Source organism: Erythrobacter dokdonensis DSW-74 (genome assembly GCF_001677335.1).
Lineage (GTDB): Bacteria > Pseudomonadota > Alphaproteobacteria > Sphingomonadales > Sphingomonadaceae > Erythrobacter > Erythrobacter dokdonensis.
In genome coordinates this window covers 325,205-336,930 of record NZ_LZYB01000006.1, presented here as the reverse complement: position 1 = coordinate 336,930, position 11,726 = coordinate 325,205, and the positions used below count along the sequence as shown (strand labels likewise).

Genomic DNA, 11,726 nt, shown 5'->3' with positions numbered 1-11,726 from the left:
GCCGCCGCCGCCGCCGCCACCGCCGCCGCCGCCGCCGCCACCGCCACCGCCGCCGCCTTCCTCGGGCGGCAAGGCGCTGGCATCAATATCGGCGAAGATCTCCATGCCGGTGGCCGAAGCCTCAGCCTCGCGGCTGCTCAGCGCATCGGCATTGACGGTAAAGGTCCCGCTATTGACCACCGTCAGCGCCAACGGCTCGGCAGCCACATCATAGCCCACAGCCTCTGCTTTCGCCTCGGCTCCATCGGTTCCGGTCGCAATCGAGGATGCCACGACGGTGAAGCGGCCGCTGTTGGCAAATCCGGCGTTCGCACCACCGATCGCGATCATGGCCTGCCGCACGCCTTCGGCGGCGCTGGTCGCATTGGCTGACAGACCGCTTGCCTGGGCACTGGCGCCGCTGACGAAGGTGCCGGCATTGGCAAAGTCGAGCGTTGCCTCCCCGGAAATCTCGCCTTGCTGGTAGACCGATGCGCCGAGAATGGCAGAAGCCGTGCTCTCGCCTTCCGAGTTTGCGATGGCCGAAGCGCCGATCGCGATCAGCCCGCCGCTGGCGTTGGTGAGGCTGGCAATGCCGGTACGCCCGACAAAGTCAGACGGCCCGCCCGCTTCGATGATCATGTCGATCGCACCATTGCCGCCTGCCGTCGCCGTTGCGCCAAGGTCGAGCGCCTCGCCCTCTTCCGGCTGGCTCCCGGTCGAAAGGGCGTTGGCGAAGTAATCGAAGCGGATGTCCCCGCTATTGATGAGGGTGGATGTGATATCTCCGTCATCGGCACCGCTGGCCTGCGCCTTGAGCACAAGCCCGCCACCCTTGAGCGTTTCCTCGGGCGAGAAGGCGTCCCCGCCCGAAGCGGTTGCAGAAGCCAGACCGAATGCCGTCGCCTCTGCGTTGGCGATGATGCGGATATCGGCTCCCGCGGCATTCGTCATCGTGACATCGGCGGTATCGATACCTCGGCCATTGGCGCGGGCACGAACATGCACCAGGCCGTGCTCACCGCCGCCCGCTTCGGCAAAGGCGGTGGCATCACCGTCGGTCGAAACCCCGGTTGCTTCAGCGCTGAAATCGAACAGGCCATTATTGGTCAGGACGGCACTGGTCGCGGCATCACTCGCACCGTTCCCGGATGCGCGCATGTAGATCGATTCGACATTGGTCGCGATCGTTTCGACATCGGCCTCGGCTGTGGCCGCTGCACTGGAAGACACGGTCAGGGTCCCGTTATTGGTGCTGGTCACCGTGGCCGTGCCATCGGTGTTCTCTTCCAGACCCGCTTCCTGATGGAAACCGCCGAGCAGGTTGGAAACCGCCCGTGCGCCGAAGGTGTCACCTTCGCCAGGTGCCGTGGTGCCGGTGGCTACCGCCGACGAGATGACGGAAAGCGAGCCATTATTGATCGCCGTTGCCGAAACCTCGGGCAACGGAGCCGCGATATATTGCCCGACCGCGTTTTCGATATTGGCAAGAGCAACAGCCTGACCGGCATCATTGGTGGCCGTGGCGCTCGCCGTGATCGTGACATCACCCGAATTGACCAGCAGAACCTGTCCCGGCGCGATGACTTCGGCTTCCATGCTCTGGACGCCGAGATTGATGACCACTTCGTCTTCGTGCTCTTCGCCGGGTTCGCCCTGGAGAATGGCTCCGCTCGCGGGGTCGATCACACTGGCGACCGCCGATCCGGTGCCGCTCGTCACCACTCCGGACTCGAAGGTTTCGCCTTCGGGAAAGGTGAATTCATCGGGAAGCACGGCTCCCGGTACTGTCGTGCTTTCAACAGCTTGGGCCATGGCAGGCATAGTAACCGCCATGGCAACAGCAGACGCGCCAAGGACAAGCGCAGTGCGCTTTGCGTAAAAAATCATGATTTCTCTCCCATCCACGCCATTCGTAAACGAAAAGCGCTTCCCAACGATCCCTAATCTAGACCTACCCTTCGATTGGTTTCTTTTCAAGACCCAGCTTTACAGGTTTTTTCCGAGTTTTTGGCAAATTTGATGCAAATCAAATTTTCTTTGCAAGTAATCTGATAAGTTTTTGTTTTACCCAGTTTGGTAAAAAACCGCAGAAAACCTGATAACGATCACAAGAAGTTCCGCGGGACGGCGATCGAATCCGGATCGCGCGCAGCAGCAATGTCAGGACCCGTCACGCAGGCGCGACTCGGCCCTGTCGGGAGATTGCTGGCGGTCGGGTGTCAGCCGGGCATGAGCCCGAAAGCGCGGATCACTCGGCTTGCGGGAAGAAGAAGGTGCGCAGGTGTTCGCCAATGCGCGCGGGGCGCAGGGTTTCGGCATCGATGCAGCACCAGGATGACTGCACTTCGGCCAGCACATCCTCGCCGCGCTTGATCAGCGTCGAATAGAACGCGCGCGCGCCGTTGAAGCGTTCGAGCACGGTCTGCGCGATCACCTCGTCCTCAAGAAAGGCGGGCTTTCGGTAAGTGATCTCGTGCTTGAGCGCGACCCACGCCTTGGAGGCGATGTCTTCAGCCGGGGCAAGGTTGTTCCAGTGCGCCAGCACCGCGTCCTGCACCCAGTTCAGGTAGCGCGCATTGTTGACGTGCCCCATGAAGTCGATGTCGGCCGGTTCGACCCGGATCGGGTGGACAAAAGGTGCGGCAGGGGATTCGGTTGCTGACATATTTGTCAGTTATAGCCCATGAAGCTTGCAAATCCATGACGAATTTGACGCCGGTCAAGCACGCATCTTGCGCGATGGCGCGCGCCGCGTCTAATCGCCCCTCTCACCAAGGAGCCGAGACATCATGGCAAGCCGCCCGCGCACACTTTACGAGAAGATCTGGGACGCGCACGTGGTCGAGACGCGCGACGACGGCACGGCGCTGGTCTATATCGACCGGCACCTCGTCCACGAGGTTACCAGCCCGCAGGCGTTCGAGGCGCTGAAGGTCGCAGGGCGTCCGGTGCGGCGGCCCGAGCTGACCCTCGCCGTTCCCGACCACAACCTGCCGACCACGCCGCGGCTGGATGCGGCCGGTAAGCCCGTCCCCATCGCCGACCCCGAAAGCGCAGCCCAGCTCGCGGCGCTCGAAGTCAACGCCCCCGCCTTCGGCATCCGCTATATCCCTGCGACCGCCAAGGAACAGGGGATCGTCCATGTGGTCGGCCCCGAACAGGGCTTCTCGCTGCCCGGCACCACCATCGTCTGCGGGGATTCGCACACCGCATGTCACGGCGGCCTGGGCGCGCTCGCCTTCGGGATCGGCACCAGCGAAGTCGAGCATGTGCTGGCGACGCAAACCCTGCTGCTCCAGCAGTCGAAGCCGATGGAAGTGCAGGTCGAGGGCGATCTTGGCCCCGGCGTGAGCGCGAAGGATCTGATCCTGCACATCATCGGCACGATCGGCGCGGCTGGCGGCAGCGGCTATGTGATCGAATACCGGGGCAAGGTGTTCGAGGCGATGACCATCGAGGAACGCCTCACCGTCTGCAACATGAGCATCGAGGCGGGCGCACGCGCCGGCCTGATCGCTCCCGATGATGTGACCTTCGCCTATCTGAAGGGCCGCCCCATGGCTCCCAAGGGTGCGGAATGGGACGCGGCGGTGGCGTACTGGCGCACGCTTCGCACGGATGAAGGCGCGGTCTTCGCCAAGAGCGTGGTGATCGACGCGGCGCAAGTCGAACCCAGCGTCACCTGGGGCACCAGCCCGGAGGACGTGGTGCCGATCGGCGGGCGCGTACCCTCGCCCGAGGATTTTGCCGACGAGAGCAAGCGTGTCGCGGCGCAAAAATCGCTCGACTACATGGGCCTCACGCCGGGCACGCCGATGACCGAGGTTCCTATCGAAAACGTCTTCATCGGCAGCTGCACCAACAGCCGCATCGAGGATCTGCGCGCCGCCGCAGCGGTGCTGAAAGGGCGTCGCAAGGCCGATAATGTGCGCTGGGCGATTGTGGTGCCCGGATCGGGTCTCGTGAAGGCGCAGGCAGAAGAAGAAGGGCTCGACCGCATCTTCACCGAAGCGGGTTTCGAATGGCGCGAGCCGGGCTGTTCGGCCTGCCTCGGCATGAACCCCGACAAGGTCCCTGCGGGCGAACGCTGCGCCTCGACCAGCAACCGCAACTTTGTCGGCCGGCAGGGGCCGGGCGCGCGCACGCACCTTGTCTCCCCGGCGATGGCGGCGGCTGCCGCAGTTACCGGGCGGCTCGCCGATGTGCGCGAGCTGGTGTGAAGGTGGGGCGCAAAGGTCTGCTTGGCGGCGGCCTCGGCGGGCTATTGGGCCGGCTGTTTCGTTCCGGCAAGGCGCTGGACAGCGAACCGCCCAAGCCCGGCATGATCACCCTCGACGATCCGCGCTACGAACGCTTTTTCAATGCGCGTTTGCAGGTGTGGTCGGGCGCCGGGGCAGTGGACGACGATGTGATCGCCTATCTCGTCAGCCCGGAATTCCTGGGCTCGCCTGCATGGCCCACTAGCCGGCAGGCCTTCCGCGTGGTGCGTCCCGAGCGCAGCCTCATCATCGCCTCGGACGGCCTGAGCGACCTGTTCGTCGACAGCGACAGCCAGGAACCGGGATTCGGCTGCGAGGTCTTCATTGAGTGCCCGGATCTGGCAGGCGCAGCTTTCGAGGATATCCGTGGAAGCTGGCAATTCGACCTGATTGAGACACTTGCCCGAAACGTGGCCAATTTCGGCGGGATTCAGGCCCCGACCCGCCAGTACGGGATTTTCTCGATGGAGCTGCCTGCTCCCGCCTCCATGCCTGCGCATTGGCTGACGCAGCGCGGCACTGTCGGCGCGCTCATCAACGTCACGGTGCCGGGCCGGCCGTCATACTGCCAGTTCGACCAGGATGTGGAAATTCGCCTCGTCGCGCTCACCATCCTACTTCCGGACGAAACCGAATATGTCGTGGCGGGCGGGGCCGAGACGCGCGCCGAAATCGCGCAAAGACTCGTTTCAGCGGGAACCGGTCTGGCGTCGCCTGCAAATCGCCGCTCGGTGCTTGCGTAACGAAGCAGTTGGGACCATCTGACAAGCCATGACCGACAAGCCCAAGAACAACACCGCCCGCAACGCCGCGCTGGCCGCGGCTGGCGCCATTGGTTCCGCTGCGATTGCTGCCGCGCTGCTCTATACCAGCAAACGCAAGAAGAAGCAGAGCGAGGAGGCCCAGTCCGGCCCCATCCCCTCGGGCGAGCCGCCCGAAACCGACTGAGGAACGCCATGGAACCGCTCACCCGCGTCGAAGGCCGCGCCATCCCGCTCGGCCTCAAGAATGTCGATACCGACATCATCATCCCGGCCAAGTGGCTGAAGACCATCAGCCGCGAGGGCCTTGGCGCGGGCGCGTTCGAGGCGCTGCGGGCGGAACCGGGCAACGTCATCGACGATCCCGCCTATGCCGGGGCCACCCTGCTGATCGCGGGCGACAATTTCGGCTGCGGATCGAGCCGCGAACACGCCGCCTGGGCGCTGGGCGACATGGGCATCCGCGTGGTGATCGCGCCGAGTTTCTCCGACATTTTCTCGGGGAATGCCGTCAAGAACGGGATCCTGCCGGTCGTCCTGCCGCAGGAGGCGGTTGACCGGCTGCTGGCGGTCGCCCGCGAAGGGCAGCCGATCACGGTCGATCTCGAAAGCCAGACCGTCACCACCCCCTATCAGCACCGCTTCACCTTCAATCTCGACCCGTTCCGGCGGCACTGCCTGCTGAACGGGCTCGACGAGGTCGGGCTGACCATGGCGCGGGGCGAGGCCATCGGCGCTTTCGAAGCCACCCGCACCGCCGCCCAGCCGTGGCTGATGCGCGGCACCCAAGCCGCATAGATTTACCAATCCGGGAGAGGACATCATGAAAGCCATTCGCACCCACCAGACCGGCGGGCCGGAAACCCTGACGCTCGACGAGGTCGATACACCCACCCCCGGCAAGGGCGAGGTGCTGGTCGCGGTCAAGGCCTGCGCGATCAACTATCCCGACGGTCTCATCATCCGCGACATGTACCAGTTCAAGCCCGAGCGCCCCTTTTCGCCCGGCGGGGAAATCAGCGGAGTGATCGAAGCGGTCGGCGAAGGGGTCGAAGGCTACAAGGTCGGCGACAAGGTCATGGCCGGGATCGGCAATGGCGGGCTGGCTGAAAAGGTCGTGGTGCCTGCGGGACGCATGTTCCCGGTGCCGGACGGCGTGCCGTTCGAGAAAGCCGCTTCGCTGCTGATGACCTACGGCACCACCATCCACGGCCTCAAGGATCGCGGGCATATCAAGGCAGGCGATACGGTGCTGGTGTTGGGCGCAGCCGGGGGCGTCGGGCTTTCGGCGGTGGAACTCGCCAAGGCCTTCGGCGCGCGCGTGGTTGCCGCCGTCTCGTCCGAGGCGAAGGGCGAGGTGGCCCGCAAGGCGGGGGCCGACGAGGTTGTGATCTACCCGCGCGAAGCGATGGACAAGGATGCTTCCAAGGCGCTCGCCAACGCCTTCAAGGCCGCCTGCGGGCCGGACGGCGCGAACATCGTCTATGACATTGTCGGCGGGCAATATTCCGAACCCGCCCTGCGCGCCATCGCGTGGGAGGGCCGCTTCCTCGTGGTCGGCTTCCCGGCCGGGATCGCCAAGATGCCGCTCAATCTCACCCTGCTGAAGTCCTGCGACATCTGCGGCGTGTTCTGGGGCGCCTTCACTGCCCGCGAGCCGGCCGCGTTCCGGGCGCAGGTCGAGGAGCTGTTCGACCTGATGAAGGCCGGCAAGATCGATCCGCTGGTGAGCGAAACCTTCCCGCTCGAACGCGCGGGCGATGCCATCGCCAAGCTCGAAGCACGCGAGGCGGTCGGCAAGCTCGTCGTCACAATGGAATAAAGTCTCATCGGATCGCGGCTTCACGCTTGAAGCCACGCGCCGAGACCACTATCCCAATCCCCGGATCGTATCCGAAAGGACACATATTATATGACCGATTTCAAGGATCGCGAACGCGCCGAAGAGGCCCACTTCGCGCTCGAAGAGGAAACCGCCTTCCGCATCGCCGCGCGCCGCAACCGCCTGCTGGGCGAATGGGCTGCGGGCGCGATGAAGCTGACCCCGGAAGAAACCGACGCCTACAAGAAAGCGGTCGTGCAGGCGGATTTCGAGGAAGCCGGTGACGAGGACGTGATCCGCAAGCTGCTGGGCGATCTCACCGCTGCCGGAACCGACATCACCGAGGCCGACATTCGCGCCAAGCTCGAAGAGATGACGATCGAGGCGCGCCGCCAACTGCTCGGCGGAGTGTAGTCCATGCCGATGAGCGCCGCCGCCATCGAGGAAGCGATCCTTGCCGCCCTGCCCGGCGCGACGGTCGAACTGACCGATCTGGCCGGAGATGATGATCACTGGGCCGCCACCGTCACCGCACCGCAATTCGTCGGCAAAACCCGCGTGGCGCAGCACAAGATGGTCTATGCGGCCTTCGGCGGACGGATGGGCGGCGAACTGCACGCCTTGCAAGTCACGACCAAGGTTCCCACCTGAAACGCAACACTCCTTCAACCGCATCAGGGGCAAACCCGAACATGTCTGATACCAACGCCCGCATTTCCGATCTCGTCACCACCAATGACGTCGTGCTGTTTATGAAGGGCACGCCGCTGTTTCCGCAATGCGGCTTCTCCAGCCGGGCCGTCGCGATCCTGGATCATTGCGGGGTCGCCTATGAAAGCGTCGACGTGCTGCAGGACATGGAAATCCGCCAGGGCATCAAGAGCTTCTCCGACTGGCCGACCATCCCCCAGCTCTACGTGAAGGGCGAATTCGTCGGCGGCAGCGACATCATGATGGAGATGTTCGAGGCGGGCGAATTGCAGCAGCTGTTGAACGAAAGCGGCGTCAAGACCGTTTGAGTTTCGCACCCGCCTCGCGCTCGTCAATGCGACCGTTGGCATGACATTCGATTGATGCACTGTCCCGGCCCAAAGGGCCGCAAGGCCGCCGGCCGCCCGCAGGCGCCCGTAGCGAAGCGAAGGAACAGCGCCGAGGACGCACCCGCGGAGGTGGGTGCGAAAAACAAAAAAGCGCTCCGCAGGACCAGTGCGGAGCGCTTTTTCGTTTAAGGGGAGGCGCCGCCCGAAAACCAGGAAGGGCGCGCCTCGATAGGAAGACCATTGAGACCGCCTCACTTTATGCATGGTGCGTGCCAAATGAGGGAAAGCACGCAATTCTGGCATTTTTCCGCGATCCGCCGCCAATCGCGAGGCGGGAAGTGTAAACTCTCCCGACACCCCTGACGAAAGCGGCAGGATCGCGCCAAAGCGCTTGGCAAGCGCTTGCCGCCGCGCCATCCTGTTCGCCGATGACCAATGATTCCGCGCCCCACGGCATCCCTGCCGCCACCATCATCATCTTCCGCAATGCCCCCGCCGGTGGCCCGCCCGAGGTGCTGATGACCGTGCGTTCAAAGGGCATGACCTTTGCAGGCGGCATGGCGGTATTTCCCGGCGGAAGGGTCGATCCGGAAGACTTCGCGCTGGGCGAGGCGGTAGCCACGGGGCACGCAATGACCGCCGACGAGGCCGCGCACCAGATCGCGGCAGTGCGCGAAACGCTGGAGGAAACCGGCCTTGCGCTCGGTCTGGCGGGCGACATCGACGCCGCCCGCGCGGCTGAAGCCCGCGCAATGCTGGCCGAGACGGGCGCGCTTGCCCCGGTGCTGGAGGCCTTCGGATGGCGGCTCGACCTTGGCCAGATCACGCCCTTTGCACGCTGGTTTCCCAAGAACGAGCAGATCCCGCGGGTCTATGACACGCGCTTCTACCTCGCCAATCTCGGCACCGGCGCGGTCGAGGTGTCAATCGACCAGTCGGAGAATACGCACCTGTTCTGGACGAGCGCGCAAGGCGCACTCGATGCAGCGGAGCGCGGCGAGATCAAGCTGATCTTTCCCACCCGCCGCAATCTTGAACGCCTCGCGCTTTTCGCCAGCTACGAAGAGGCCCGCGCCCAGGCCGAGGCGATTCCGGTGCGCACGATCATGCCGCAGGTCGTCGAGCACAACGGCAAGCCGTGGCTGACGATTCTTGCCGATGCAGGCTATCCGGTAACAGCGGAACTGCTGGAAACGGTCGCGCGGGGGTGAATTTGCGGGAGCTGAAACAAAAACGGCGGCGCGGGTCTTCCCGTCGCCGCCGTGTCTGGCCTACCCGAGGGGCTCAGAACTTGTAGCCCAGCTCCACCCCGAAGCGTTGCAAGCCGCCGGGCGAGATGAACGAACCACCGAATTCCGCCGCGGTGATGACCTCGTTGAGATAGCGCTCGTCGAACAGGTTTTCGGCATAGGCGAAGATCGACCAGCGATCGCTTTCGAGACCGATGCGCATATCGACCACGCCGAAGGTATCGCGCTGGGTGACCGAGTAATCGGCATCACCGACGAAGGCCGGAAGCGCAAGCGCCGAACCGGGCAGCAGGCCGCTGAACAGGGTCGGATTGGTATCGTTCTGCAGCGTGTGGAACCATGTGGGCCCGGTGATGCGGTAGTCGGCACGGGTAACGAAATCCACCGTGCTGGAAACCGGAAGATCCAGCTGGGTGCCGATGTTGATGGTGTAATCCGCGGTATAGGGCGACTTGTTGCCGACCGTTTCGGGCCGCGAGGCATTGGCCTTGATCTCGCTGTCGGTGACGTTGGCCGACCCGAACACCGTCCAGCCGTCAAGGATTTCCGCCGTCAGGTTGAGCTCGGCACCGAAGATCTGCACCTCGTCGATGTTGGAGACCACGCGCAGCAGGCCGAAGCCGCCGACGAAGAACTCGAAGAACTGCATGTCCTCGATATTGGTGTGGTAGCCGGCGAGATCGAAGGTCACGCGGCCATCGAGCACGCTGCCCTTGACCCCGACCTCGAACGCGTTGGACACTTCCTTGCGATACTGGTCGTTGATCAGGATGTTGGTGCCGATGAACTGGTTGAAGGCTTGATCGACGATGGCGGCCGAGCCCTGGTTGTTGAACCCGCCCGATTTGAAGCCGACACCCCAGTTGGCATAGAGGTTGATATCGTCGGTTGCCTCGTACCGCAGCGAGACCTTGGGCTGGAACTGCTTGAAGGTCTGCGACTGGTCGGGGACTGACTGGACAACGCCCGCAACGACCTGCTGGCCGGGGTTGATCGGACCGCCGGTGAAGGGGTCGAACACGGTCGGGACAAGGCTGCTGACGCTGCGATCCTCGATATCGTACCGGCCCGCAAGACTGATGTTGAAGCGATCGGTCACGTCATAGTCGGCCGAAGCGAACACCGCATAGACATCGGTATCGAAGGAATCGTTGTAGAGCTGGGTTGTCGGGTTGGCCGTGTCCGGACCATTGTAGAGCTGGCGGATCACGCCCTGACCGAGATCCGCGCCGAGGCTGACGCCCACCTCGCGATCGATATGCAGGTAGTAGGCACCAAGCTGCCAGTTGAGCGGGCCGTCGCCATTCGAGGCAAGTCGGATTTCAGCGCTGAAATCGCTTTGCTCGCGGATCTGGAACTGGGTCCCGTCACAGGTGGTCGGGCTGTAGGGGCCGAAGGTCGAGCCGGTGACGGGATCGAAAATGAACGGGACCGGGGTCTGCCCGATGAAGGTCGGCGCATTGAGCGGGAAGCCGGTCAGCTGGGCGGTGCTGGCGAAGCAGGCATTGGAGGCAGCCACGGATGCCGGAGTCGCGCCGGGGAAGGTAAAGCGCGCGAAGTCGGCTGACGTGCCATCGGCGGTCAGCGATTGGTCGACGTCGCTGTATAGCGCCCATGCGGTCAGCGTCACGGCATCGAAATCATGCTCGATCTTGGCCGAAACTTCGAAAGTCTGCTGGTCGTTGGTGGGACGGATGTTCGAATAGAAGCCGAAGGGATGAGTGTTGACGTCCTCGAAGAACGCCGGGTCCACGCCGGCGAAATTGGGCAGGTGGAAGCTGGCGTTGAAATTGATCGAGGCACCGGTGAGGTCGGCATAACGGGCCTTGACGTCCAGCTCGGTCCGCGGACCAAGCTCGGCGACAAAGCGCCCGTCGACCGACCAGATCTCCTGGTCATCGATGGTCTTGGAATTGCCGAGGAACCGATTGCGGAAAAAGCCGTCGGTCGTCGAATAATTGCCCGACAGCACAAAGCCTGCCGTCTCGCCTACCGGGACAGAGACATAGCCGGTGGCGAGATAGGTGTTATCCTCGGCAGCGCGCACCGTGACCCCGCCCTCGAGACGGTCGCCGGGCTTGAGCGTCTGGATCACGATCGCGCCAGCCGCGGCATTGCGTCCATAGAGCGCGCCTTGCGGACCCTTGAGGATCTCGACCTGGCGCAGCGTTCCCTGGTTCTGGTTCAATTGCGCGGTGTTGGTCTTGAGGATCCCGTCAACCACCAACGCGACCGAGCTTTCGGCATCGCGCGCGCCGTTGATCCCGCGGATGTTGATCTGTGTGTCGCCCGCTTCTGCCGTGCCGGTGACGATGGTCACGCCCGGGGTCAGCTGGATGAAGTCGTCGGCGCGCTGCACACCGGTCTTGGCGAGAGTGTCGGCGCCGAACACGGTGATCGCCGCAGGCACGTCCGCCACCGATTCGGACTGACGCCGCGCGGTGACGATGATTGCGTTGTCCTCCTCCTCCTGCGCGGTGTCGGTGGCGGGGTCGGCCTGCTGGGCCAGAGCGGGCGAGGCCAGAGCAATGGCGCCAAAAGCCGCGCCAGAGGCAAGAACCAAACGGACATTCATGGGACGGCTCTCCTGAAAGGAATCGAAACGACGAAAA

12 protein-coding genes are annotated in these 11,726 nt (G+C 63.9%); 9 read left to right on the top strand and 3 right to left on the bottom strand.

Features of this window, described 5'->3' with window-relative positions; all coding sequences use genetic code 11:
* Together I603_RS12225 and I603_RS12220 are read right to left on the bottom strand one after the other, a co-directional pair.
* Window positions 1–1,794, bottom strand: a 1,794-nt coding sequence (locus I603_RS12225) for a hypothetical protein (RefSeq protein WP_157090873.1), incomplete at its 3' end; no start/stop codon positions are given.
* Window positions 1,795–2,230: 436 nt separating this feature from the next.
* The gene (locus I603_RS12220) at window positions 2,231–2,647 is read right to left on the bottom strand and encodes an acyl-CoA thioesterase (protein ID WP_068865438.1); all 417 of its coding nucleotides are present in this window, start codon (window positions 2,645–2,647) and stop codon (window positions 2,231–2,233) included.
* A gap of 124 nt (window positions 2,648–2,771) precedes the next feature.
* Between I603_RS12220 and leuC the strand changes: the two genes are divergently transcribed.
* The 9 genes from leuC to I603_RS12175 all read left to right on the top strand — a co-directional run bounded on the left by leuC (window position 2,772) and on the right by I603_RS12175 (window position 9,075).
* The gene (gene leuC, locus I603_RS12215; RefSeq protein ID WP_068865436.1) at window positions 2,772–4,202 is read left to right on the top strand and encodes a 3-isopropylmalate dehydratase large subunit; all 1,431 of its coding nucleotides are present in this window, start codon (window positions 2,772–2,774) and stop codon (window positions 4,200–4,202) included.
* Window positions 4,203–4,204: 2 nt separating this feature from the next.
* A complete protein-coding gene (locus I603_RS12210) occupies window positions 4,205–4,984 on the top strand; it encodes an RNA-binding protein (RefSeq protein ID WP_143736718.1) in 780 nt (259 codons plus the stop codon).
* Window positions 4,985–5,012: 28 nt separating this feature from the next.
* Window positions 5,013–5,189, top strand: a complete 177-nt coding sequence (locus I603_RS12205; protein WP_068865432.1) for an LPXTG cell wall anchor domain-containing protein — start codon at window positions 5,013–5,015, stop codon at window positions 5,187–5,189.
* Between the two features lie 8 nt (window positions 5,190–5,197).
* Window positions 5,198–5,800: a 3-isopropylmalate dehydratase small subunit gene (leuD, locus tag I603_RS12200; RefSeq protein ID WP_068865430.1), complete on the top strand. Its 603-nt coding sequence runs from the start codon at window positions 5,198–5,200 to the stop codon at window positions 5,798–5,800.
* Window positions 5,801–5,825: 25 nt separating this feature from the next.
* Window positions 5,826–6,824: an NADPH:quinone oxidoreductase family protein gene (locus tag I603_RS12195; RefSeq protein WP_068865428.1), complete on the top strand. Its 999-nt coding sequence runs from the start codon at window positions 5,826–5,828 to the stop codon at window positions 6,822–6,824.
* Between the two features lie 90 nt (window positions 6,825–6,914).
* A complete protein-coding gene (locus I603_RS12190) occupies window positions 6,915–7,238 on the top strand; it encodes a DUF1476 domain-containing protein (RefSeq protein ID WP_068865426.1) in 324 nt (107 codons plus the stop codon).
* Between the two features lie 3 nt (window positions 7,239–7,241).
* Entirely contained in the window at window positions 7,242–7,475 is a 234-nt protein-coding gene (locus I603_RS12185; protein ID WP_068865424.1) for a BolA family protein, read from the top strand.
* A gap of 41 nt (window positions 7,476–7,516) precedes the next feature.
* Window positions 7,517–7,843, top strand: coding sequence for a Grx4 family monothiol glutaredoxin (grxD, locus tag I603_RS12180; RefSeq protein ID WP_068865422.1), 327 nt, complete (start codon window positions 7,517–7,519; stop codon window positions 7,841–7,843).
* A gap of 449 nt (window positions 7,844–8,292) precedes the next feature.
* Complete coding sequence (locus tag I603_RS12175; protein WP_068865420.1) at window positions 8,293–9,075, top strand: NUDIX hydrolase; 783 nt, start codon at window positions 8,293–8,295, stop codon at window positions 9,073–9,075.
* 73 nt (window positions 9,076–9,148) lie between these two features.
* On the opposite strand, the gene I603_RS12170 is transcribed toward I603_RS12175, so the two are convergent.
* Complete coding sequence (locus I603_RS12170; protein WP_068865418.1) at window positions 9,149–11,689, bottom strand: TonB-dependent receptor; 2,541 nt, start codon at window positions 11,687–11,689, stop codon at window positions 9,149–9,151.
* Between the last annotated feature and the right edge of the window lie 37 nt (window positions 11,690–11,726).